General features: G+C 73.1%; 19 protein-coding genes and 1 pseudogene. 14 read left to right on the forward strand and 6 right to left on the reverse strand.

Translation table 11 applies throughout. From position 1 onward, the window contains the following. Nucleotides 1-3: 3 nt before the first annotated feature. Both BIV23_RS20055 and BIV23_RS20060 read left to right on the forward strand, forming a co-directional pair. Nucleotides 4-753 (forward strand): GntR family transcriptional regulator, encoded by a 750-nt coding sequence (locus tag BIV23_RS20055; protein WP_071382278.1) that lies wholly within the window; start codon nucleotides 4-6, stop codon nucleotides 751-753. Between the two features lie 26 nt (nucleotides 754-779). Further along, nucleotides 780-1,934, forward strand: coding sequence for a type ISP restriction/modification enzyme (locus BIV23_RS20060; RefSeq protein WP_177239968.1), 1,155 nt, complete (start codon nucleotides 780-782; stop codon nucleotides 1,932-1,934). Between the two features lie 326 nt (nucleotides 1,935-2,260). On the opposite strand, the pseudogene BIV23_RS53950 reads toward BIV23_RS20060, so the two are convergent. Together BIV23_RS53950 and BIV23_RS20070 are read right to left on the reverse strand one after the other, a co-directional pair. After that, nucleotides 2,261-2,458: pseudogene (locus tag BIV23_RS53950) on the reverse strand (nucleotidyltransferase domain-containing protein); the annotation flags it as partial. After that, nucleotides 2,422-3,177, reverse strand: a complete 756-nt coding sequence (locus tag BIV23_RS20070; RefSeq protein ID WP_071382280.1) for a TetR/AcrR family transcriptional regulator C-terminal domain-containing protein — start codon at nucleotides 3,175-3,177, stop codon at nucleotides 2,422-2,424. The pseudogene BIV23_RS53950 and the gene BIV23_RS20070, both read right to left, overlap by 37 nt. A 63-nt stretch (nucleotides 3,178-3,240) precedes the next feature. Between BIV23_RS20070 and BIV23_RS20075 the strand changes: the two genes are divergently transcribed. Genes BIV23_RS20075 through BIV23_RS20085 form a run of 3 tightly spaced genes read left to right on the forward strand, consistent with a single transcriptional unit; the run spans nucleotide 3,241 to nucleotide 6,237 of the window. Next, nucleotides 3,241-4,209 (forward strand): ATP-binding cassette domain-containing protein, encoded by a 969-nt coding sequence (locus BIV23_RS20075; protein WP_071382281.1) that lies wholly within the window; start codon nucleotides 3,241-3,243, stop codon nucleotides 4,207-4,209. Then, nucleotides 4,206-4,985, forward strand: a complete 780-nt coding sequence (locus tag BIV23_RS20080) for an ABC transporter permease (RefSeq protein ID WP_071382282.1) — start codon at nucleotides 4,206-4,208, stop codon at nucleotides 4,983-4,985. Before BIV23_RS20075 ends, BIV23_RS20080 begins: the two co-directional genes overlap by 4 nt. A 46-nt stretch (nucleotides 4,986-5,031) precedes the next feature. Then, nucleotides 5,032-6,237, forward strand: coding sequence for a CaiB/BaiF CoA transferase family protein (locus tag BIV23_RS20085; RefSeq protein ID WP_245790581.1), 1,206 nt, complete (start codon nucleotides 5,032-5,034; stop codon nucleotides 6,235-6,237). Nucleotides 6,238-6,310: 73 nt separating this feature from the next. On the opposite strand, the gene BIV23_RS20090 is transcribed toward BIV23_RS20085, so the two are convergent. The 3 genes from BIV23_RS20090 to BIV23_RS20100 form a co-directional block, all read right to left on the reverse strand. Next, nucleotides 6,311-6,592, reverse strand: coding sequence for a hypothetical protein (locus tag BIV23_RS20090; RefSeq protein ID WP_071375850.1), 282 nt, complete (start codon nucleotides 6,590-6,592; stop codon nucleotides 6,311-6,313). A 126-nt stretch (nucleotides 6,593-6,718) separates the two neighbouring features. Next, a complete protein-coding gene (locus BIV23_RS20095; RefSeq protein ID WP_071382284.1) occupies nucleotides 6,719-7,546 on the reverse strand; it encodes an anti-sigma factor in 828 nt (275 codons plus the stop codon). Then, a complete protein-coding gene (locus tag BIV23_RS20100; RefSeq protein WP_071382344.1) occupies nucleotides 7,543-8,085 on the reverse strand; it encodes a sigma-70 family RNA polymerase sigma factor in 543 nt (180 codons plus the stop codon). The genes BIV23_RS20095 and BIV23_RS20100 overlap by 4 nt, the downstream gene beginning before the upstream one ends. Before the next feature lie 218 nt (nucleotides 8,086-8,303). Between BIV23_RS20100 and BIV23_RS20105 the strand changes: the two genes are divergently transcribed. From BIV23_RS20105 to BIV23_RS20120, 4 genes are all read left to right on the forward strand, one after another. Then, nucleotides 8,304-9,842, forward strand: coding sequence for a DUF4331 domain-containing protein (locus tag BIV23_RS20105; protein WP_071382285.1), 1,539 nt, complete (start codon nucleotides 8,304-8,306; stop codon nucleotides 9,840-9,842). 107 nt (nucleotides 9,843-9,949) lie between these two features. After that, a complete protein-coding gene (locus BIV23_RS20110; RefSeq protein ID WP_245790582.1) occupies nucleotides 9,950-11,353 on the forward strand; it encodes a tetratricopeptide repeat protein in 1,404 nt (467 codons plus the stop codon). Beyond that, nucleotides 11,350-12,837 carry a nickel transporter gene (locus BIV23_RS20115; protein WP_071382286.1) on the forward strand — a complete coding sequence of 496 codons (1,488 nt, stop codon included), beginning with the start codon at nucleotides 11,350-11,352 and terminating at the stop codon, nucleotides 12,835-12,837. The genes BIV23_RS20110 and BIV23_RS20115 overlap by 4 nt, the downstream gene beginning before the upstream one ends. A gap of 43 nt (nucleotides 12,838-12,880) precedes the next feature. Further along, entirely contained in the window at nucleotides 12,881-14,515 is a 1,635-nt protein-coding gene (locus BIV23_RS20120; protein ID WP_071382287.1) for a serine/threonine-protein kinase, read from the forward strand. A 60-nt stretch (nucleotides 14,516-14,575) separates the two neighbouring features. Here BIV23_RS20120 and BIV23_RS20125 read toward each other — a convergent pair whose 3' ends face one another. After that, nucleotides 14,576-15,379 carry an SGNH/GDSL hydrolase family protein gene (locus tag BIV23_RS20125; protein ID WP_071382288.1) on the reverse strand — a complete coding sequence of 268 codons (804 nt, stop codon included), beginning with the start codon at nucleotides 15,377-15,379 and terminating at the stop codon, nucleotides 14,576-14,578. 364 nt (nucleotides 15,380-15,743) lie between these two features. Between BIV23_RS20125 and BIV23_RS20130 the strand changes: the two genes are divergently transcribed. The 5 genes from BIV23_RS20130 to BIV23_RS20150 all read left to right on the forward strand — a co-directional run bounded on the left by BIV23_RS20130 (nucleotide 15,744) and on the right by BIV23_RS20150 (nucleotide 22,843). Further along, nucleotides 15,744-16,055, forward strand: a complete 312-nt coding sequence (locus tag BIV23_RS20130; RefSeq protein WP_245790583.1) for a hypothetical protein — start codon at nucleotides 15,744-15,746, stop codon at nucleotides 16,053-16,055. Nucleotides 16,056-16,440: 385 nt separating this feature from the next. Continuing rightward, on the forward strand, nucleotides 16,441-17,262 hold the full coding sequence (locus BIV23_RS20135; protein WP_071382290.1) for a glycosyltransferase family 2 protein: 822 nt from the start codon (nucleotides 16,441-16,443) through the stop codon (nucleotides 17,260-17,262). Continuing rightward, entirely contained in the window at nucleotides 17,259-18,311 is a 1,053-nt protein-coding gene (locus BIV23_RS20140) for a glycosyltransferase family 2 protein (RefSeq protein WP_071382291.1), read from the forward strand. The genes BIV23_RS20135 and BIV23_RS20140 overlap by 4 nt, the downstream gene beginning before the upstream one ends. After that, nucleotides 18,304-19,104 carry a polysaccharide deacetylase family protein gene (locus BIV23_RS20145; protein WP_177239969.1) on the forward strand — a complete coding sequence of 267 codons (801 nt, stop codon included), beginning with the start codon at nucleotides 18,304-18,306 and terminating at the stop codon, nucleotides 19,102-19,104. The genes BIV23_RS20140 and BIV23_RS20145 overlap by 8 nt, the downstream gene beginning before the upstream one ends. Further along, nucleotides 19,097-22,843, forward strand: coding sequence for a lipopolysaccharide biosynthesis protein (locus BIV23_RS20150; RefSeq protein WP_071382292.1), 3,747 nt, complete (start codon nucleotides 19,097-19,099; stop codon nucleotides 22,841-22,843). The genes BIV23_RS20145 and BIV23_RS20150 overlap by 8 nt, the downstream gene beginning before the upstream one ends. Nucleotides 22,844-22,850: the final 7 nt, after the last annotated feature.

Below are 22,850 nucleotides of genomic sequence, written 5' to 3' on the forward strand. Positions count from 1 at the left end.
CGTGTGACCTCCTTCGCCCCGGACTCGATCGTCCTGAACCGCAAGCTGCCGCTCTGGTACCAGGTGTCGCAGTCGCTGCGCGCGTCGATACTCGGCCGCTCGGCCGAGGCCCCGCTGCGGCTGCCCACCGAGGAGCAACTGGCGGAGCACTACGGGGTGAGCGTGCTGACCATGCGGCAGGCGCTGAAGGAGCTGGAGGACGAGGGGCTGATCAGCCGGCACCGGCGGCGCGGCACGTTCATCGAGCCGGACGTCCACCGGGGCGCCCCGGTGCGGCTGCTCGGCTCGGTGGACGCGATCGTGGCCCAGCAGTCCGGCATGACGACCGAGTTGCTGGACCACGGCAGCGCGCCCGTGCCCGCGCCGCTGGCCGAGTACTTCCCGGACCTCGACGAGGTCGCGACGTACCACCGGCTGCGCAGCGACGAGCGGACCGGCGAGCCGACGAACCACGCCGTCAACCACATCCGCCCCGAACTGGCCGCGCACGTCGACCTGGAGGACCTGATCCGCTGGCCGATGACGAAGGTGCTGCGGGACGTGGTCGGGGCGGACATCAGCCGCATCACGGACACGGTGGAGGCCCGGCTCGCCGACCCGGAGACCGCCCGCCTCCTCCAGGTCCCGCTGCTCAGCCCGATCCTGCACTACACGGGCGTGACGTACGACACCGAGGGCCGGGTGCTGGACGTGGCGGTGATCCACTACCGGGGGGACCGGTTCTCGTTCACGGTGACCCTGGAGGCGACCTGAACCGGTCCGCGCGGCGAGCCCGTACCATGCCCTGCGTGCCGTACGACGACGCTCCGCTGCTGGCGGACCTCATGCCGTGGTCCGTCGCACCGCCGCGGCCGGGGCGCGCCTGGCCCACGGCGCCCGATCCGGACTCCCTGACGGCCCGCTGGGACGCGCTGCTGAGGGCCGAAGGGCCGGACCGGCTGGCCCTGTTCGAGCCGAGCCGCGCCCGCACCCTCGACTCGGCGGTGGGTCAGCTGCCCGGGCAGTCGACCGGCACGGAGCGGCTGGCCCGCGCCGAGGGCCCCTGCGCGCAGCCGGTACGGGTGCTGGCGGCCCCCTTCGACGAACAGTGGCTGATCCCCGACCACCGGCTGCTCGACGCCGCCCGCCCGGAGCTGTGGCGCGTGGCGGACGCCCACCAGGTGTTCACGGCGGAGACGGCCGACCCGGGTCTGCCGCTACTGGCCACGTCGCTCCTGCCCACCCTGCGCGGCACCCGGATCCGCCCCCTCTACCGCCGCCCGGGCGGCACGGAACCCAATCTGGCGCCGGGACTGCTGGACCTTCTGACGGACCGCCTCGGCAGTCGTCCCACGCCGTCGGACCTGCTGGCCTGGATCCTGGCGGCGGTCCGCCCGGACCTCACCGTCCCGCTCACCGGGGACGCCGAAGTCTGGGACCGGGGTGTCGCGTTGGGCCGCCGCACCCGGTGGCTGATGCGCCGCGACGGCGACCGCCCCAAGCTGCCGGGCGGCCGCCGCCCCTACGTCCGCGCCCCCCTGCCGCCCCGCCCCCTCACCATGCGCTACGACGCCGAGGAGGAGACCCTCCACCTGGACGACGGCCGCATCTCCCCCGTGCCGCCGCAGGCCTGGGACTTCGAGGTGGCGGGGGTCCGGGTGTTGGAGTCCTGGTTCACGGCCCGTACGGCCCCGCCCCCCGCCGGCACCCTGGCGGCGATCCGCCCGGCGGTCTGGCCGCAGGGCTGGACGTCGGAGCTGCTGGAACTCATCACGGTCCTGTCCCTGCTGGCGGAACTGCGGCCGGGCCGCGCCGAGTTGGAGACGATCTCGCCGATCACCGCCACCGATCTGCGCGCGGCCGGCATCCTCCCGCCACCGGCCGCGTCCCGCCGCCCCGCCTCCGTCCTGGACCACCACGAGGAGGGCCCGGAGGGGCAGTTCGCCCTGATCTGACGCTCCCGCAGGGCCCTCTCCAGCCGGGCGACGTCCTCGGCATCCTTCGGCCGTCGGGGACGGGAGGGGTCCCACACGGGCATCATGCGTTTGATCTCGATCTGGGCGAGCGGGGCGACGATCGGGGCCTCGATCTCTCCGATGCGCCCCGGCTCGGCGTCCAGCAGCCCGTCGGGCCAGGGGGTGCCGGCCCAGGGGCCCCCGGCGACCGTGACCCGCCCGGCCGCGTCCCGGTCGACGAGGGTGAAGCTGCTGTCCAGCGCGTCCCGGACAAAGTCCAGCCGGAGGTCGGGGGGCGGGCCGGGCACGGGCGTGTAGCCGAGCCCGCGCAGCAGTTCGGCGACGGGCACGGCGTCCCGCGACCACGCGAACCAGTCGATGTCCCCGTGCTCCCGGGTGACCTCGCCGAGGAAGAAGTCCATGGCCCAGCCGCCGCGTAGCCAGAGCGGCACGCCCTGGCGGCGGGCCGCCGCCAGGGTCTGTGCGATCAGGGCGAGCCGATGCCCGGCGCGTTCCGCGTCCACCGGTCGGCGCTGTCCGGTGTGAAGCCGTCGAGCAGCCGCCCGACCGCCCGCTCGAAGACCTCCTCCAGATCCACCGGCCCCGTGTCCTCGCCGAACGCCTCCGCCATCCTCGGAAACGCACCGGAGGCCAGCTGCCGCCCCAGATACGCACCGCGCACCCCGTTCTCCTCGGCCTCCGACCACGGCAGCGCCCGCACCCGCTCGGCGGTGTCGAGTTCGCCCCGGACGTACGTCGTCACCACGCCGTTGATCATCGCGATGAGCTCCAGCTTCGTGCCGTAGCGCGCCTCCAGCGGGTCCAAGCAGGCCAGGCAGTGCTCCAGATAGCGCAGGGCGTGCGGGCTGAAGCCGTAGACGGGGGACATCAGGCGCGGCATCCACGGGTGCCGGCGCAGCAGCGCGCGCGTCTCGTGCGCCACCCTTGTCATGTCGGCCCGCCAGTCGCCGCTCGGCTCCCACAGGACGTGCTCCGCGCTGGCCGTGTCCATCATCAGCTCGTACAGGTCCTCCTTGCGGGGGACGTAGTTGTAGAGCGACATGGTGCCGCAGCCCAACTCGGCCGCGACGTGCCGCATCGACACCGCGTCGAGCCCCTGCGCGTCGGCGATCCGGACGGCGGCGGCCGCGACGTCGTCGCGGGTGTACGCCGGTTTCGGACCCCGCCCGGTGCGCTCGGGGCGCGCCCAGATCACCTCGGGGACGGCCCCTCGGACTGCCATCGGTCATCACCTCGGCCACCATCCTAGTTACGTACGGCGTACGTAGTGCGCTATGGTCGGCACATGACGACTACGTACGCTGTACTTAGTGAAGGCCTGGAGAAACGCTTCGGGGCCGTCCACGCCCTGCGCGGACTGGATCTGGCCGTCGCCGGGGGCACCGTCTGCGGACTGCTCGGCCCGAACGGCGCCGGGAAGACGACCGCCGTACGGCTGCTGACGACGCTGCTGCGGCCGGACGGCGGATCCGCGCGGGTCGCCGGGCGCGACCTCGTGCGCGAGCCCGCCGCCGTACGGAGCCGGATCGCGGTCACGGGGCAGTACGCCTCGGTCGACGGCGACCTCACCGGCCGGGAGAACCTGCGGCTGTTCGCCCGGCTGCACCGGGTGCGCGGACCGGCCGCCCGGGCCGGTGAACTGCTGGAGGGCTTCGGGCTCACCGAGGCCGCCGACCGCAGGGCCTCGACCTACTCGGGCGGCATGCGGCGCAGGCTGGACCTCGCGGCGAGCCTCGTCCGCCGCCCCGACGTGCTCTTCCTCGACGAGCCCACCACCGGGCTCGACCCGGCCAGCCGTCACCACATCCACCGGGCGGTACGCAAGCTGCGGGCGGACGGGACGACGGTGCTGCTGACCACGCAGTACCTCGAGGAGGCGGACCAACTCGCCGACGACATCGCCCTGGTGGACCGGGGCCGGGTGGCGCACACCGGCTCGCCCGCCGAACTGAAGGCGCTCATCGGGTCGTACGCCGAGGCCGTGGTCGCGGATCCGGACGCGCTTGCGAAGGCCGCCGCCGTGCTCGACCAACTCACCAGCAAGGAACCGGTGTTGGACCGTGCGCGCAACGCCGTCGGTGCGGTCACCACCGACCCGACGCTGACCCTGCCCCGTCTGGTGCGCGAACTCGACGCGGCGGGCGTGCCGTTGCTCGACGCGAGCCTGCGCCAGCCCACCCTCGACGACGTCTTCCTGCGGCTCACCGGACAGCCCGGGGCCGCGTCCGTCGACAGCAAGGAGCCGGTGACATGAGCGCGTTGGCCCACGACGGACTGGCGATGACGGGCCGGCAGCTGCGCCGGGTCCGCAACACCCCGGGCCTGGCGGTCCTGACCCAGCTGATGCCGATCAACATGCTGCTGTTCTTCGGCTACGTCTTCGGCAGCGCGCTGGCGATGCCCGGCCGCGAGTACCGCTCCTTCCTGGTGCCCGGACTGCTGGTCGCGACCGCCGCCGGCGGCCTGATGAACGGCATGTTCCAGGCCGCCGCGGACACCCACCGGGGCGTGATGGACCGGTTCCGGACGATGCCGGTGAGCCGGGCCGCCGTACCCCTCGGGCAGGCCGTGGCGGACCTCGTGGTCACGACGCTCGGCACGATTCCGCTGCTGCTGGTGGGGCTCGCGGTGGGCTGGCGGATCGAGGGCGGCGCACTCGACGCCGTCGGCGCACTCGGACTGCTGCTGCTCTTCCGGTTCGCCTGCACCTGCGTCGGGATGCACCTCGGGCTGCTCACCCGCAGCGAGGACGCGGCCGGGCAGCTCGGCGCCTCCTCCTTCGTGCTGCCGCTGCTGTCCGACGCGTACATCCCCACGGACAACCTGCCGGGCTGGCTGCGCACGATCGCCGAGTGGAACCCGATCAGCGCCGTGACGACCGCCCTGCGCGATCTGTTCGGCAACGCGCCCGTCCCGCGCGGCGCCGCCTGGCCCGTGGCGCATCCGGTCGCCGGGTCGCTCGCCTGGAGCCTCGCGCTCGTCGCCGTGTTCCTGCCGCTGGCGGTGCGCCGGTACAGCCGCGGCGGGTGACCCCGCACTACTGACAACCCGGCCGCTCAGAGGCATGATCCACCTCATGGATCAGCCCCTGGACCAGCCCCTGCCCCTGGAGGGCATCACCGTCGTCGCCGTCGAACAGGCCGTGTCCGCGCCCTTCGCGACCCGGCAGCTCGCCGACCTGGGCGCCCGGGTCATCAAGGTGGAGCGGATCGACGGCGGCGACTTCGCGCGCGGCTACGACACGGCGGCCCGCGGACTCGCCTCGCACTTCGTGTGGTGCAACCGCGGCAAGGAGTCCATCGCCCTGGACCTGAAGGACCCGCGCGGCCTGGCCGTCGTACGGCGGCTGGTCGCGGACGCGGACGTGTTCGTGCAGAACCTCGCACACGGGGCGGCGGCCCGGCTCGGCCTCGACGCGGCCACCCTGTGCGCCGCGCACCCACGGCTGATCGCCGTCGACATCTCGGGCTACGGCGGCTCGGGGCCGTACGCGGACAAGCGGGCCTACGACATGCTGGTGCAGTGCGAGGCCGGTCTCGTGTCGGTGACCGGGACCCCGGAGCGGCCGGTGAAGGCGGGGATCCCGGCGGCGGACATCGCGGCGGCCATGTACGCGTTCTCGGGCGTGCTGGCCGCGCTGGTGCGGCGGGGGACGACCGGGCGGGGCGGGCCGGTGGAGGTGTCGATGCTGGAGGCGCTCGCGGAGTGGCTGGGGCATCCACTGCACCATGCGATACACGGGGGCGAACCCCCGGCGCGCACCGGGCTCGCGCACGCCGTGATCGCGCCGTACGACGCCTATCCGACGGCGGGCGGCGGGCGGGTGCTGCTGTCCGTGCAGAACGACCGGGAGTGGCGGCGGCTGGCCGAGCAGGTCATCGGGCGCCCGGAACTGGGGGGCGATCCGGCGTACGCGACGAACGCCGCACGGGTCGCGCACCGGGAGCAGACGGACGAGCTGGTGGCGGGGGCGCTCGGTGCGCTGGACGCCGAGGAGGCGATGGAGCGCCTGGAGAAGGCGGGCATCGCCTGTGCGCGCCTGCGGGACGTGCACGAGCTGGCGGCACATTCGCAGCTCGCGGCCCGGGAGCGGTGGCGTCAGGTGGGTTCGCCGGTCGGGCCGCTGAAGGCGCTGCTGCCTCCCATCACTTTGCCGGGCGGGGACGAGGCACGGATGGGTGATGTGCCCGCGCTCGGGCAGCACACCGGGGCGCTGCTGCGTGCCGTGGGGATGACGGACGACGAGATCGCAGCGATGCGCCGGGACGGCGTGGCGGCCTGAGCGCGGGCACCCCGGATGGAGTCCAGGGGGCCGCCCACTCGGTCAGCGGCGGCTCACCGCCCGCTCGGCTCGTTCAGTGCCCGCGTCCGTGGCCGCCGAAGAGCGAGCGGCGCAGCCGGCGCAGCGGCGCGAACAGGGAGACGCGGCTGACCCGCTTGCCCCGGTCGCTGCGCTGGTGCGCGGTGTCACGCGCCGTCAGTTCGAGCATCAGCGAGGTCGCCTCGATCGTCTTCTGCTGCGGTATGGCGGGTCCCGCCAGCACCGACAGATGGCGGTCCAGGCGCGAACTGGTCGCGCTGCTCCCGCAGGTGATCGCAGGGACCCTGGCCCTGCTGCGCACTGTTATCTGATCCATGTCACTCCCCACCCGTACGAGTCCACCCGGCCCGGGCAGGGTAACCCTATCGCCCCAGGGCGGCACGCGTGTATCGCGGCCACAGGATTCACCTTCCCCGCAAGGAGGTTGACCATCCCTCGATGACTACTCTCCGAATCCGACCGATTTCAGGGTGAGTTGGACAATGGGCTGGCCGGTGGGCTGCGCTGAGCCGCCGTCAGGCTCGACGGTTACGGCGAGTGACGTCGAGGAGGTCTCGAGCCCCCTGGCGATCAGAGGCGTGTCGCCCGCGAAGAGCCCGAGGGAGCGCGGTTGTGCATGGGGGCGCATCTGCCAGAGCTGGTGGACGCGGCCGCCGGACGGAGTGCCGTATCCGCTGAGGGTGACGACGGCCTCCTGCTCCGAGGCGGAAGCGATCACTCCGATACCGCGGCCCCGATCGTCCTTGCTGCTCGTGGCGCGGACGTCGGGAGCGGCCAGAACGTGGGCGATCTCACGTGCCCGCATCTGTGCGGCGTCGAGCCGGTCCTGTGCGCGGTGCGCCTGGACCCCGAAGAGCGAGGCGACCACGAGGGCCGCCGCCGCGGTCGCCGTGGCGAGCGGCACGAACAGGGGGCGCGTGCGGGGCGTACGGGTGCGTCCCGGCGGCGGCTGGGTGCCCCAGACATGCGGCGGCAGCCGGCGCGCGCGCTCCGCGCCCGGCATCGCGGCGCCCGGCGCCGGGTCCTGCGGTGTCGCGCGTACGGCGGCCAGCACCCGGTCCCGCAGGGCGGCCGGCGCCGGGGCCGCCGTGGACCAGGCGAGCCGCACCGCGTCCTCGGCCAGCGCCCGGGTCTCGGCGCCGCAGTGCTCGCAGTCCCGCAGATGCTTCTCGTACCGGCGCCGCTCGCCGGGTTCGAGGGCGTCGAGCGCGTACGGGGCCGCGAGGGAGTGCGGATCGCCGTGGCGCAGCAGCCTGCCGAGGATGCTCATGCGGCGCCTCCCAGGCACTGGCGCAGCCGGGTGAGTCCGTCGCGCATCCGCGTCTTGACCGTGCCGAGCGGCAGCGAGAGCCGCTCGGCGACCTCACGGTAGGTGTAGCCGTCGTAGTAGGCGAGGGTCACCGACTGGCGCTGGAGGTCCGTGAGCCGCTGCAGACAACGGCGCACCCACTCCCGTTCCAGCCCCGCCTCGACCTCCTCGGCGACCTGGTCGAACGCCGGTTCCCCGGCGCGCTGCGCCTCCCGCTGCTCGCGCTCGCCGGCCGCGCGGGCGCTGCGCACCCGGTCGACGGCTCGGCGGTGGGCGAGGGTGAGGATCCAGGACAGCGCGCTGCCCCGGCCCGGGTCGAACCGGGCGGCGGACCGCCAGGTCTCCAACAGCACCTCCTGAGCCACCTCCTCGGACTGGGCGGGGTCCCGCACCACCCGCCGGACGAGCCCGTACACCGGGCCGGACACCAGGGCGTACAGGTCCTCGAACGCCCGGTGATCGCCGCCGGCGACGAGCACGAGCAGCTCGTCCGCCTGTATGCGAGCCCCCTCGCCGTGGCCGCAGCCGGCCCCTCCCCGTGCTCCACGCATCCGCACGAACGCCCACCTCCCGCCGGTGATACGGATCAGCGGGCCGAAAACGCGGGTCGGGGGCCGCCCAAAACTTTTTCTCCGTCCGGCCAATCCGATCCCCTGCCCGGCTCCGAATGGGCGTCCGTCAAGGGCAAGTCGGCACCGAGGACGGACGGACAGACGGCATGACACCTCTTGTTTCCAGGCGCGGCCGGGGCCACACGGGCCTGGTCACGCTCCTGTGCGGCGTGCTGGCGGCCGGCGGGCTCACCGCCGCGGGCGTCGCCGCGCTGGCCCCCGGGACGGCCACCGCCTCCTCGCACCGGGAGGCCCCGTTGATCTCGGGGACCCCGCAGTACGACAACACGGACCTGTACGCGTTCGTCAGCCCGGACAAGCCCGATACGACGACGATCGTGGCGAACTGGATCCCGTTCGAGGAGCCGACGGGCGGGCCGAACTTCTTCACGTTCGCCGACGACGCCCAGTACGACCTGCACATCGACAACAACGGTGACGCGCACGACGATCTGGTCTTCCGCTACACCTTCAGGACCCACACGAAGAACGGCAACACGTTCCTCTACAACACCGGTGTCGTGAAGAGCCTCGACGACCCGAACCTCAACATCACGCAGACCTACGACATCGACCTGCTGCGGCTCAGGCACGACCGGGTGGTGTACCGGACCAGGCTCGCGAACGACGTGCCGGTGGCCCCCTCGAACGTCGGCAAGGCGTCCATGCCGGACTACGCGAAGCTGCGCGCGCAGGCCGTCCGCAGGACCTCGGGCGGCGGCACGACCTTCGCCGGGCAGGCGGACGACCCGTTCTTCGCCGACCTGCGCGTCTTCGACCTGCTGTACGGCGGCAACCTCAGCGAGGTCGGCAACGACACCCTCAAGGGCTACAACGTGAACACGATCGCCCTGCAGGTGCCCACCGCCCTGATCCGCGAGTCGGCGGGCCAGCCGGTGGTCGGCATCTGGTCCACCACCCAGCGCCGTAACGCGCAGGGCTACTACAGCCAGGTCTCCCGCCTGGGCAACCCGCTGGTCAACGAGGTCGTGAACCCGCAGAAGGACAAGGACAGGTTCAACGCCTCGCAGCCCGCGTACGACGCCCAGTTCCTGAACAACGTCACCCACCCCGAGCTGCCGAAGCTCATCGAGCAGATCTACCGGATCAAGGCGCCGAGCGAGCCGCGCAACGACCTCGTCGACGTGTTCCTCAAGGGCGTCAAGGGCCTCAACCAGCCGCCGAACGTGCGGGCTTCGGAGCAGCTGCGCCTGAACACGTCGATCAAGCCGAGCGCGCACCCCAAGCGGCTCGGCGTCCTGGACGGCGACAACGCGGGCTTCCCGAACGGGCGTCGGCTCGGCGACGACGTGGTGGACGAGGCGTTGCAGGTCATGGAGGGCGCGCTGGTCGGCCAGAAGACCGGCCTGAGCGACGGGGTCGACGCGAACGACCAGACCTTCGAGAAGTCCTTCCCGTACGTCGCCGAGCCCAACTCCGGTTCGCACGGCCCGCTCGCCAAGGGCACGAGCGCGGGCACGGACGTCCGCAGCCAGCTGGGCGACGCGCTCCAGCCGGCGGGCTCCTCCGCGGGCTCCGGCGACACGATGCTGATCGCCGCCTCGGCGGCGTCGGGCGCGGCCGGGATCCTGCTCCTCGGCACCGCCTTCGCCTGGTGGCGCCGCCGCCTGCAGCGCCCGTACTGACCCGTCCCCACCCCAGACCGGCGCGGCCCGTATTCCCCCCCCCACGGCGGGCCGCGCCTCCCATCCCATCGACGGAGCAGACGGAGCAGAGGAGAGGCGGAAAGGCCATGGGCCCGCGCGCGAAGAACGAGAACGACGATCCTGCGGCCGACGAGCGGGTTGCCGCCGTGCGGCGCGTCGCCGCTGCCGTGCGGCGGTGGCGGTCCCTTCAACTCGGGGGAGCTGCCGTGCTGTTGGCCCTGGCTCTGACGGGTGGTGCGGTGGCCGTCGGCGCCGGCCGGGCGCCCGCGGCCGCGCCGGCCGCGTCGCGCGCCGTGGATCCCGGGGTCCTCGGCACCGGGAACCTGGACGCGAGCATCGCCTCGCTCCAGGCACATCTGCGCACCCAGCCCAAGGACGCCGGGAGCTGGGCCACGCTCGGACTCGCCTACGTCGAGCAGGCGCGGACCAAGGGCGACCCGGCGCGGTATCCGCAGGCGGACCAGGCGTTGCGGCGCTCCCTGGCGCTGTCGCCGGACAGTGACCAGGCCCTGGCCGGACGCGCCGCGCTCGCCGCCGCACGGCACGACTTCGCGGACGCGCTGACCTACGCGGACCGGGCGCTGCGGCAGAACCCGTACAGCGAACGCGCGTTGTGCTCCCGCATCGACGCCCTGGTGGAGCTCGGCCGGTACGACGAGGCGGCGCGGGCCGCCGACACCGCCGACGCGCGCAGGCCGGGCGTGCCGGTCTTCACGCGGTACGCGTACGTGCACGAGCTGCGCGGGGACGTGGCGACCGCACGCCGGGTGCTCCAGCAGGCGCTGTCCTCCGCCACCTCGCCCGGCGACATCGCCTACGTGGCCGCCCAGCTCGGCCAACTCGCCTGGAACCAGGGCGAGTACGCGGCCGCGCTCGGCGAGTACACGCGCGCCCTCGCCGCCGACGAGACCTACCTTCCCGCGCTGGAGGGCCGGGCCCGGGCGCAGGCCGCGAGCGGTGACCGGGCCGCGGCGATCGCGGGCATGGAGTCGGTGGTCTCCCGGTATCCGCTGCCCGCTCCGCTCGTCGAGCTGGGCGAGCTGTACGAGGCGCGCGGCGCGGCCGGGGACCGGGCCAGGGCGCGGCAGCAGTACGCCCTCGTGGACACCTGGGTCGCGCTGGCCCGCGCGAACGGCGTCGACGCGGACCTCGACACGGCGCTGGCCGCCGCCGACCACGGCGACAAGGCGGCCGCCCTGCGCGCCGCACGCGCCGAGTGGGCCCGCCGGCACACCGTGCACACGGCGGACGCGCTCGCCTGGGCGCTGCACGTCAACGGCCGGGACGGAGAGGCCCTCTCCCACGCCCGTGAGGCCACCGCCACCGGCTACCACAACGCCGTCTTCCTCTACCACCGCGGCATGATCGAGCTGGCCACCGGCCACCGCGCGGCCGGCCGCGCCTCCCTGGCCGCGGCCCTGAAGCTGAACCCCGGCTTCTCCCCCGTCGGCGCGGCCGCGGCCCGCACGGCCCTGGAGGCCGGGAAGTGAGACTGCGTCTGCCGTTCGTCCTCGCCGCCGTGTGCGCGCTCGTGTTCCTGCCGGCCGCCGGCGCGAGCGCGCATCCGCTCGGCAACTTCACCGTCAACCGGTACGACGGACTCGTCCCGGCACCGGGGCAGCTCCGGGTCGAGCACGTCGAGGACCTGGCCGAGATACCGGCGACCCAGGCGAAGCCCGACATCGCGCGGCTGGGGATGACCCGCTGGGCCCGGCAGCGCTGCGAGCGGGACGCCCGGGACAGCGAGGTGACCGTGGCCGGGCGCCGGGTCCCCCTCACCGTGCGGGACAGCCGGGCCACACCGCGGCCCGGCCAGGCGGGGCTGAGCACCCTGCGCGTGGAGTGCCGTTGGACCGCCCCGCTCCCGCGCGCCGGGTCGCTCGCCCTCGGCTTCCGCGCCGACGCGAACTGGTCGGGGCCCGGCTGGCGGGAGATCACCGCGCGCGGCGACCGGACGACGCTCACCGGCTCGGACGTGCCGAAGACGTCCGTCTCGCACGAACTGACCACGTATCCCAAGGACTTGCTGTCGTCCCCGGCCGACGTCTCCACGGCGTCGCTGCGGGTGCGCCCCGGCGGTCCCGCCCTCGCCGAGGAACGGCCGGACGCCCCGGCCGCCTCCGTGCTGCCCCGGGGCGCCGACCGCTGGACGCGGGCCCTCGACGCCCTGGTGGCCCGCCAGGACCTCACCGTCGGCTTCGCCGCCCTCGCGCTGCTCGTCGCGGTCGCCCTCGGGGCTCTGCACGCCCTCGCGCCGGGGCACGGCAAGACCCTGATGGCGGCCACCGCGGCGGCGCGCGGCGGCCGGGCCGGGCTCCGGGACGTGCTGCCGCTGGCCGCGTCGGTCACCGTCACGCACACCCTCGGCGTCGTCGCCCTGGGCCTGCTCGTCACCGCCGGGTCCGCCGCCACGCCCTCGGTGATCGCCTGGCTGGGCCTGGCGAGCGGGGCCCTGGTCCTGGCGGCGGGCGTGAACCTCGTACGACGGGCACTGCGGAACCGGGCACACGGACACACCCACACCCACACCCACACCCACACCCACACCCACGGGCACGGTGAGCACGCCCACGCCCACCCTCATGGCGGTCACACCCACGGTGAGCACACCCACACCCACACCACCGTGCCCACCCTGCGCGGCACGGTCCTGCTCGGCTTCGCCGGGGGGCTCGTGCCCAGTCCGTCGGCCGTGGTCGTGCTCGTCGGCGCCGCCGCACTCGGCAAGGCCTGGTTCGGGCTGCTGCTCGTCGTCGCCTACGGCGCCGGGCTCGCGCTGACGCTCACGGCGGCCGGGGTAGCCGTGGTCCGGCTGGGCTCGGGGGCGTCCCGGGTGCTCGAACGGCGCCCGCGCTGGAGCGTGCACCCCGTGGCCGCGCTGGTGCGCCGGAGCCTGCCGCTCGCCTCCGCGCTCACCGTCCTGGCCCTGGGCGCCGGATTGGTGCTCAAGGGGGCCGCAACAGCCCTCGGTTGAGCTACGTTTGTGGAGAAATCACGCGACATGCCTGGGGGCGCTCGTGTCCGAAGATCCGGACCGCGACCGTGTGATCGCGGACCGCTACCGTCTGCTGTCCCCGCTGGGCGAGGGCGGCATGGGCACCGTGTGGCGGGCCCGGGACGAGGTGCTGCACCGGGAGGTGGCCGTCAAGGAGGTGCGCGCCCCGGCCGGGCTGCCCGCCTCCGACATGGAGCGGATGTACGCCCGCCTGGAGCGGGAGGCGTGGGCCGCGGCCCGGGTCGCGAACCGCAACGTGGTCACGGTGTACGACGTGGCGGTGGAGGGCGGCCGGCCCTGGATCGTGATGGAGCTGGTGCGCGGGCTGTCGCTCGCCGACCGGCTGGAGGCGCAGGGCCCGCTGCCGCCGCAGGAGGCCGCGCACATCGGTGCCGAGGTGCTCTCCGCGCTGCGCGCCGCGCACGCGGCCGGGGTCCTGCACCGGGACGTGAAGCCGGCCAATGTACTGCTCGCGAACGACGGCAGGGTGGTGCTGACCGACTTCGGGATCGCCTCGGTCGAGGGCAGCTCGGCGCTCACCATGACCGGCGAGGTCGTCGGCTCGCCCGAATTCCTGGCTCCGGAGCGGGCGCTCGGCCGCACGCCGGGGCCCGAGTCGGATCTGTGGTCGCTGGGCGTGCTGCTGTACGCGGCCGTCGAGGGCGTCTCCCCGTTCCGTTACGACACCCCGCTGAGCACCCTGCGGGCCGTGGTGGACGAGGAGTTGCCGCCGCCGTTGCGGGCCGGTCCGCTCGCGCCGGTGATCGCGGGGCTGCTGCGCAAGGACCCGGCCGAGCGGCTGGGTGCCGAGCGGGCGGAGCGGGAGCTGCGCCTCGTCGCTGCCGGGGGTGCCCCCGCCGGAGGAGGGGCGCCCCACCCGCAGCCGCCACCGGATCCGTCCGCGTACGCCCGGACGGTCGTGGCCCAGGAGCCGTGGTCGCGGCAGCAGTCCTGGCCGCCCCAACCACCGCCCGTCGCAGCGCAGTTACCGCCCGGCGAGCCGGAACCCGGGCGCCGTCGCGGGGCCGTGGTCGCACTGGTGGCGGGGCTGCTCGTGATCGTGGTCGCGTTGGCGGGGCTGGCGTACGCCCTGCTCAACCGTGACAACGGCGGTCACGGGAGCGCCGGCACGAGCGGCACGGGCGGTCCCCTGGTGAGCGGCAGTGCCCAGGCGTCCACGCATCGCGGCACGGACGCGGCCACGGACACGCCGTCGGCCCCGCGCGGCAGCGCCTCGTCGTCGGCCCGGCCCGGTCAGTCCGTACAGGTCACGCTGGTCGGCGCACACACGGCGTACTCCGGCCCCTGTCCGCCGCCGAGCGGTCAGGCGCCCGCGTTCACGGCGACGTTCGCGGTGGGGCGGGTGCCGGCGCGGGTGGAGTACCGGTGGGTGCTCGCGCACGGCTCGGTCGCGGATCCCGGCTGGCAGACGCTGTCGTTCGGGGCCGGTGACGGGACGAGCCGGCGGGTGCGGGTGACCCTGACGACGTACGCCCCGAACGGTTCGGCCGACAACGCGGTCAGCGTCGAGGTACGGGCCCCGGTGCGGGCCACGTCGAACGCCGTGCCGTTCTCGGTGAGCTGTGCGACGGCGACGGAGACCCCGTCGGGCGGGGCCTCCGCTTCCGCTTCGGACTCGTCCGGAACATCACCCTGACGAGTGAGCCGGTACGGGTGACGCGTTGACGTACGGGTCACCCGTACCAGGTACGGCCGGTTACGCGTTGTTGCTGAACACCGGCAGATAGCCGCCGGAGTGGCCGGCCGCGGTGGGGTGGTACGACTCGGTGATGTCGAGCCAGTTCACACTGTGCAGCCACGAGTCGCCGGAGCAGATCTCGTGACTGGAGAAGACGGAGCGGATGTCGGCGAAGACAAAGCCGTGTGCCGCGGCACGCGCCTGGATGGCGGTGTCGATGTAGTCGGCCGCGCCGTTGATCGCGGAGCGCTTGGTGTCGGACAGGCCGAGGCAGGTCTGGCCGAGCAGGTAGAAGCGGGGGTAGCTGAGTACGACCACCTTGGCGTTCGGGGCCTTGGCGCTGATCTGGTTGTAGACGTTGTCGAGCTTGCCGGGGAGCGTGGAGTCGACGTACGCCTTGGCGGTGTTGATACGGCTGATGCAGCTGCTGTCGGACTGGAGCACGCAGGTCGTCATGACGTCGGAGAACCCGGCGTCGTTGCCGCCGATGGTGATGGAGACCAGTGAGGTGCCGGAGTTGAGCGAGCCGAGCTGGTTGCTGAGGACATCGTCGGTGGTGGCGCCGGAGCAGGCGTTGAAGGCGAACGACGACGGGGAGTGGGCCGCGTTCCACAGGTACGGGTACGCGTTGGTGCTGCGGTCGCAGCTGCCGCTCGAGCTGATGTAGCTGCCCGCTCCCACTCCGGAGGAGTAGGAGTCACCGAGCGCCACATAGCCGCCGGTTGCCGCTGTCGAGGCCTGGGCCGCCGCGGCTCCACTGAGTCCGAGGCCGGCGGCGAGGAGGAGCGAGGTCACGAATCCGGTAAGTCTGAAACGACTCATGGTGCCTCCCTATAGCAGGATCTCTGCCTACAACTGTGGTAACTCCTACGCGCGTTGACCGGAAGTGTTCATGCCAAGAACTTTTGAAGTCTGAACAAGATCGGCCGAAGAGGTTCACCGCTCGGCATCTTGCGTGCGCATGCCAATCGTGTTGACCACGAGTCAACTCGGCCCCGGATCGCGTCTTGACGCCCCGCCCCGGCCTGCGTCACATTGAAGCCCGACATCCCGCGCGTCGGGGTCATATCGGGGGGCACGGTCGCCAATGCAGACCTTACGCATCAAGTCACGTTCATCGGACGGCGCCACCGAGGACCCCACAGGGGCGCGGCCAGGACCGGGGAGGGGCCTGTCGCCGCTGCTCATGGGGGCCGCGACAGCCGTCGCGGCGGTCGGCGCACTGCTCGCCCTGACCGGCTCCGGCTCACCGCTGCGCGGTCCGTGCACACTGTTCTTCCTGCTCGCCGCGCCGGCCGCCGCCGTCGCGGCGGCACTGCGCGGGCTGGATCCGTACGCCCGGACGCTCGCCGCCCTTGCGGGCTCGGTCGTCCTCAACATGCTGGTTGCCCAGGGCATGCTGGCCGTGCACCGCTGGTCCGTCCACGGCGGAGTGATCGCCGTGACCGCGCTGAGCCTGCTGCTGCTCCTGTGGGTTCTCCTACGTAAAAGTGAGTAACTCCGGCCAAAGTTATGCAACGGCCAAACCAACAAAAACGTGGGGCTGATATCCAGGTCTTGCCATTCTGGTTCAATCGTCAATACCGTCATACGTCTCACCCGCATCGGTCCGTCAGCACGCGGCTCAGGGGAGGGCTCAGGGCCGTGACGTTCCGGCGCGGGGCGCGGTAGGGGGGTGCCGTGCTCGGTGACCACAGCTGTGACCGAGTCGTGCCGCGCGACCGGCTGCCCTGTTTCCCGGGCAGACCGGCCAGTTCTGCCAGCTCGTCCACGTGCACGGAGATCGATTCGCCGTGCCGAAGATGAGTAACCCCCCTTTCGAACCGGACAGACAACTGGGCCGCCCGGGGGTGGGCGATCCACCGGACGAGAGGGAAAAACCCATGAGTTCCGTTCTGCGACCGCCGGCTTCGGGGCAGGATCCGTTGATCTCCGCGAACTACCGGCCCATCTCCTCGCATCTCGCGATCACTCCGCCGGTGAGCGTGGTGATTCCCGCGATGAATGAGGCGGAGAATCTGCCCTACGTCTTCAAGACCCTTCCGGACTGGATTCACGAAGTCGTACTGGTGGACGGCAATTCCACCGACGACACGGTCGAGGTGGCCCGGTCCCTGTGGCCCGGCGTCAGGGTCGTCGAACAGAGTGGCAGGGGCAAAGGGGATGCCCTGATCACCGGGTTCGAGGCCTGCCGTGGCGACATCATCGTGATGGTCGACGCGGACGGCTCGGCAGACGGCGGCGAGATCGTGTCGTACGTCTCCGCGCTCGTCTCCGGCGCCGACTTCGCCAAGGGCTCCCGCTTCGCCAACGGCGGCGGCACCGACGACATGACCTTCATCCGCAAGCTCGGCAACCGTGCGCTGTGCGCCGTGGTCAACCGCAAGTTCGGGGCGCGCTACACCGATCTGTGCTACGGCTACAACGCCTTCTGGCGGCACTGCCTCGACAAGATCGACCTCGACTGCACCGGCTTCGAGGTCGAGACGTTGATGAACATCAGAGTGGTCAAGGCGGGGCTCAAGGTCCAGGAGATACCGAGCCACGAGTACCTCCGCATCCACGGCACCAGCAATCTGCGCGCCGTACGCGACGGGTTCCGGGTGCTCCAGGTCATCCTGAAGGAGCGCTCCAACCGGCGTGAGCTGCGCCGCCAGGAGCGCCACTCGCCGATGCTCGAAGCGGTGCGGGGAGAGGTGTCTTGAGAGATCCCGACATCTCCGTCGTGATCTGCGTGTACACCGAGGACCGCTGGGAGGACATCCTCGCGGCGGTCTCCTCGGTGCGCGCGCAGTCGTATCCGGCGCTGGAGACGCTCCTGGTCGTGGACCACAACCCGGCCCTGAAGGACCGGCTGGAGCGCGCGTACAAGGAGGAGGAGTGCGCGGCGAGCGGGGGCGTCCGCGTGCTGGCCAACACGGGCCCGCGCGGCCTGTCGGCCGGCCGCAACACCGGCATCGCGGCCTCCCACGGCGACGTGATCGCCTTCCTCGACGACGACGCCGTGGCCGAGCGGGACTGGCTGCGCCACTTCGCCGCCGGGTACGCCGACCCGCGCGTCATGGCGGTCGGCGGCCGTACGGTGCCGATCTGGGCGTCGGGCCGGCGCCCGGACTGGTTCCCGGAGGAGTTCGACTGGGTGGTGGGCTGCACCTACAAGGGTCTGCCGCCCGGCCGGGTGCGGGTCCGCAACGTGCTCGGCGGGAACGCCTCGTTCCGGCGTACGGCCTTCGACGCGGCGGGCGGCTTCGCCACCGGCATCGGCCGCGACGGCGACCGCCGCCCGCTCGGCTGCGAGGAGACGGAGCTGTGCATCCGCCTCACCCGCGCCCGCCCCGACGCCGTCCTGCTCATCGACGACCGGGCGGTCATCCACCACCGGGTGCCCGCGCCCCGCGAGCACTTCGCCTACTTCCGCACCCGCGCCTACGCCGAGGGCCTCTCCAAGGCGCTGGTCGCCCGCAGCGTCGGCGCGGACAAGGGGCTGGAGTCCGAACGCCGGTACACCACCCGGGTGTTGCCCGCCGGAGTCGCCCGCGGTCTGCGCGACGCCCTGCTGGCCCGCCCAGGTGGCGCGGCCCGCGCGGGCGCCATCCTCACGGGCGTACTCGCCGCCGCCGGCGGCTACGCCGTGGGCAGCGCACGGGCGCGGCGGGGCGGTACGACGTTCTCGTCGGCACCGATCCAGACGGCGCGGCCCGCGACGCCGGGCCCCCGGACACGCGCCGCTGCCGCAGGGGGCACCGATGGCTGACGCGCCCGTGCCCATCCTCATGTACCACTCCGTCGCCGCCGCGCCCAACGACGCCACCCGGGCCCTGTCGGTCACGCCGGAGGCGTTCGCGGAGCAGATGGCGCTGATCGGTGACCTGGGTCTGGCCCCGCTGACCACCGCCGGTCTCGCGGAGCGCTGGCGCACCGGCCGTCCGCTGCCCGCCCGGCCGGTGCTGATCACCTTCGACGACGGGTACGAGGGCGTGCACCGGTACGCGCTGCCCGTGCTGGCCGAGCACGGCTTCCGGGCCACGCTGTTCGTCTCCACCGGCTGGCTCCGGGGGGCGTACGACACGGGAGGCGGCCTGGACACCATGCTCGACTGGCCCCAGGTGCGCGAACTGGCCGCCGCCGGCGTCGAGATCGGCGGCCACAGCCACACCCACCCGCAGCTCGACCAGCTCGGCGACGACGAGCTGCGTGCCGAGCTGGACCGCTGCACCGAGATCGTCGACGGCGAACTCGGCGCCCGCCCGCTGTCGTTCGCCTACCCGTACGGCTACTCCAGCCGCCGGGTCCGCCGGGCGGTCCGCGCGAGCGGGTACGCCCAGGCCCTCGCCGTCGGCAACACGCTCGCCCGCCGCCGCCAGGGGCCGTACGCACTCGAACGGGTCACGGTCCGGCGCGGCACCGGCGTCGAGGAGTTCGAGCGGCTGCTCCAGGGCCGTGCGATCGCCCGCGCCTTCGCCGCGGACCGCGCCCTCACCAAGGGGTACGCCCTCGTCCGCAGAGCCCGCCAGGTCCGCCGGAAGGCCATCCGTTCCCGTGTCTGACACGACGACCACCACCGAGGCCACGACCGGCGCCGCCGAGGCGCCCGGGACGGGCCGGTCCCCGCACGGCGGCAGTCCGCTGTTCCGCAACGCCTACGCGCTGATGCTCAACACCGGCATCAGCGCCGTCCTCGGGCTGGGCTTCTGGCTGGCCGCGGCGCGCTACTACTCCGAGTCGGCGGTCGGGCAGGGCTCGGCCGCCATCGCCGCGATGAAGTTCCTCGCCGGACTGACCGCGGTCACCCTGACCGGTGCCCTCGCCCGCTTCATCCCGGTGTCCGGGAAGCGCACCGGAACGCTCATCTTCCGTACCTACGCGGGCAGTTCGCTGGTGGTCGCGGTCGCGGCCGGTGTCTTCCTGCTGACCCTGGACTCCTGGGGGCCGTCGTACCGGTTCCTGCACGGCACGCTGCACGGGCTCGGTTTCGTCGTGGCCGTCATGGCCTGGAACCTGCTCACGCTCCAGGACGGTGTGCTGACCGGGCTGCGCAGCGCGACCTGGGTGCCGGTGGGCAACACCGTGTTCTCGGCCGTGAAGCTGGCCCTGCTCGCCGCGTTCGCCGTCGCCATACCCGCCACCGGCGTGTTCGTCTCCTGGGTGGCCGCGATCGCCACCTCGGTCGTGCCGCTGGGCTGGCTGGTGTTCCGACGGCTGGTGCCCCGGCACGTCAGGGCGACCGAGGGCCGCACCGAAGCGCCGACGCTGCGGCAGGTCGGCCGGTTCCTGGCCGGGGACTACACCGGCTCGCTGTTCTCGCTCGCGGTGATCTACCTCGTCCCGGTGATCGTCGCCTCGCAGGTCAGCTCCGCGCAGAACGCGTACTTCTACATCGCCACCACCATCGGCGGCACGACCGACCTCCTCGCCATCAACATGGGCGCCTCCCTCACCGTCGAGGGCTCGCACGACCCGGACCGGCTGGCCGCCCACACCCGTGCGGCACTGCGGCGGATGGCCCGGATCATGCTGCCCATCGCCGCCGTGCTGATCGTCGGCGCGCCCTGGATCCTCGGCGTGTTCGGCGCGGGCTACGCGGACGCGGCGACCCCGCTGCTGCGCTGGCTCGCGCTCGGCTCGGTGCTGCGGGTCGTGATCGAGACGTACTTCGCCGTGCTGCGCGCACGCAGCCGTACTGGCGGACTCGCCCTGTTCCAGGGCCTGTTGTGCGCGCTGGTGCTGGGGGCGACCCTGCTGCTCCTGCCCCGGATGGGGCTGACCGGCGCGGGTGTCGCCGAGGCCGGCAGTCTCGCGGTGGTCGCCGCGCTCGCCGCCCCGCGGCTGTGGCGGACGATCCGGAGCGCCCCCGCCACCGCGGCCGACACGGCCGCACCCGACGGGGACCTCGCCGACCTGGGTCCGCCCGAGGTCCCGGCCACCGGTGTCACGGCGCGCCGGCCCGGTCCGGCCTGGGCGCTGGACTCGGACACCCTGGCCCTCGGCATCCACGTCGACTTCGACCACGCCGAGCGCCGCCCGGACGTCCGTCCGGGCCCCGGTACCCCGCCCACCGGCATACCGCTGCCCGCACCGGGACTTCCGGTGGAAGGGCGCGAGCCCGGCAGCGAGACCTCGCTGGGCCCGGCCGAGGCGGCGCTGCTGCGGGAGGCGGCGGAGGCCGACGCGCCGTTCACGACGGGGGAACCGGACGCGTCCCTCGCCGCCGGACGTGCCGTACCGGAGGAGGAAGAGGCCCATGGGGCGCACGTGCCGCTCGCGCAGCGGCTGTCGCCCACCCGCTCCGGAGTCGTCCTCGGCTGTCTGCTGATCGCCGCCCTGTTGCTGTACTGGGTGCCCGCGCTGCGGCTCGGCGACGCCGACCTGGACCGGATGGACGGACTCGGGCTGGTCTCGGTGCTGCCGCTGCCGACCCTGGCCGGGGCCGGGCTGCTGGTCACGGTGTTCGCCGCGCTGCTGTGGCTGCGCCGCGAGCACCGGGCACTGCTGCTGCTCACCCTGCTGGCGACGGTCGTGTCGCTGCACGCGCTGCCCGCCGTGATCGAGACCGAGCCACGCTTCCCCACGGCGTGGCAGCACCTCGGTTTCCTCGACTACATCGACCGCACCGGCTCCGCCGTACCCGACCTGGACGCCCGCTGGAGCTGGCCCGGGTTCTTCGCGGTCGCCGCGTTCGTGGGCCGGGCCTGCGGGGTCACGGACTTCACCGAGGTGATCCGCTGGTGGCCGACGGCCGTCCAACTCGCCTATCTGGCACCGATGTTCCTGCTCACCCGGTCGCTGCGGGCGGGCTGGCGGGCGAAGTGGACCGGTGTCTGGCTGTTCGTGCTGTGCGGCTGGGTCGGCCAGGACTACTTCTCCCCGCAGGGCTTCACCTACCTGCTGTACCTGATGTTCGTGGCGATCCTGCTGGTCTGGTTCCGGTCGCCGCGTGTGATCTGGACGAGGTTCCGCCCCGGCGAGGCCGAGCCGGCGCCGGCCGACCGGCGCGGGCGGGCGGTTCTGCTGCTGGTGTTGATCGGCCTGTACGCGGCGAGCGTGCCCGCGCACCAGCTCACCCCGTTCGTCATGCTCGGCGTGCTCGCGGCCCTGGTCCTGCTCGGCCGGTCCGAACTGCGCGGCCTGCCCCTGCTGTTCGGGGTGCTGGCCGCGGTATGGCTCGGCTTCATGGCCGAACCGTACTGGTCGGGGCACTTCAACGATCTGTTCGGCGGGGTCGGCGGGGTCGGCAGCAATGTGTCGACCTCCGTCTCCGGCCGGATCCAGGGCGGCAGTTCGAGTCACAAGCTGGTGCTGTACGTCCGCGTCCTGCTGGCCGGCTCGGTGCTGGCGCTCGCCTGCTGGGGCTGGTGGCGCCGGCGCTCCCACCGCTACCGCGAGCGCTCCCTGCTGGTCCTCACCTTCGTGCCGTTCCTCGGCTTCGGCATGCAGTCGTACGGCGGGGAGATGGCGCTGCGCGTCTTCATGTTCGCGGTGCCGGGCGCGGCCCTGCTCGGCGCCCTGGCTCTCTTCCCGCGCGCCGGAATCACCGCGAAGGAGCGCGCGAGGAACCGGGTGAGCCTCGCCCCGCTGGCCGCGCTGCTCGCCGGGCTGCTGCTGGTGGGCGGCTTCCTGGTGGCGCGCTGGGGCAACGAGACGTTCGAGCGGACCCGGCCGGGCGAGGTCGCCGCGATGAACTGGGTGTACGCCCATGACAGGCCGACGGTACGCCTGCTGTGGCTGACGCAGGACACGGTCAACGACGTGACCCCGGCGCTGCCGTGGGGCGCGAAGGACATGGAGCGCGTGAACTACGTGCCCACGCTGGCGCCGACCGACCCGGTGCTGGTGTCGGGCCTGGTCAAGTCGTTGAAGGACGCGGGCCCGAACTCGTATCTGATGATCAACCGCAGTCAGGTCACCTATCTCCGGCTGGACGCGGGCTATCCCGCGACCTGGGAGCGGCGGCTGATCGAGAACCTGGACGACCGGCAGGACCTGACCAAGGCCTACGTCGACGACGACGTCACCGTGTACGCGATGCGGCAGCGGCCGGCCGGCGCGGTGCCGAAGCCGGACCCGGGGCCGATCGGGCCGATCGTGACCTGGACGCCGTGGTCGGTGGTCGGCGCGCTGGCCGCCGTCGTGCTGATCCTGCTGCTGGCCGCACGCGAGGTCGTACGCGTCGCGATGCGTCCGGGCGTACGGCAACTGGGCCTGCTCCAGGGCTCGTTCTGGTTCTCGCTGCCGCTGCTGGCGGTGGTGCTGGCCTCGCTCGTGCAGCGGTTCCTGACCATGAAGTGAGGGTGGC

The organism is Streptomyces monashensis (genome assembly GCF_001866665.1).
Lineage (GTDB): Bacteria > Actinomycetota > Actinomycetes > Streptomycetales > Streptomycetaceae > Streptomyces > Streptomyces monashensis.

Bases quoted from the DNA above. Each gene is read 5' to 3' on its own strand.
- BIV23_RS20060 (WP_177239968.1), top strand. From the start codon at position 780: ATGCCCTGCGTGCCGTACGACGACGCTCCGCTGCTGGCGGACCTCATG.
- BIV23_RS20070 (WP_071382280.1), bottom strand. From the start codon at position 3,177: ATGGCAGTCCGAGGGGCCGTCCCCGAGGTGATCTGGGCGCGCCCCGAG.
- BIV23_RS20075 (WP_071382281.1), top strand. From the start codon at position 3,241: ATGACGACTACGTACGCTGTACTTAGTGAAGGCCTGGAGAAACGCTTC.
- BIV23_RS20080 (WP_071382282.1), top strand. From the start codon at position 4,206: ATGAGCGCGTTGGCCCACGACGGACTGGCGATGACGGGCCGGCAGCTG.
- BIV23_RS20085 (WP_245790581.1), top strand. From the start codon at position 5,032: ATGGATCAGCCCCTGGACCAGCCCCTGCCCCTGGAGGGCATCACCGTC.
- BIV23_RS20090 (WP_071375850.1), bottom strand. From the start codon at position 6,592: ATGGATCAGATAACAGTGCGCAGCAGGGCCAGGGTCCCTGCGATCACC.
- BIV23_RS20095 (WP_071382284.1), bottom strand. From the start codon at position 7,546: ATGAGCATCCTCGGCAGGCTGCTGCGCCACGGCGATCCGCACTCCCTC.
- BIV23_RS20105 (WP_071382285.1), top strand. From the start codon at position 8,304: ATGACACCTCTTGTTTCCAGGCGCGGCCGGGGCCACACGGGCCTGGTC.
- BIV23_RS20110 (WP_245790582.1), top strand. From the start codon at position 9,950: ATGGGCCCGCGCGCGAAGAACGAGAACGACGATCCTGCGGCCGACGAG.
- BIV23_RS20125 (WP_071382288.1), bottom strand. From the start codon at position 15,379: ATGAGTCGTTTCAGACTTACCGGATTCGTGACCTCGCTCCTCCTCGCC.
- BIV23_RS20130 (WP_245790583.1), top strand. From the start codon at position 15,744: ATGGGGGCCGCGACAGCCGTCGCGGCGGTCGGCGCACTGCTCGCCCTG.
- BIV23_RS20135 (WP_071382290.1), top strand. From the start codon at position 16,441: ATGAGTTCCGTTCTGCGACCGCCGGCTTCGGGGCAGGATCCGTTGATC.
- BIV23_RS20145 (WP_177239969.1), top strand. From the start codon at position 18,304: ATGGCTGACGCGCCCGTGCCCATCCTCATGTACCACTCCGTCGCCGCC.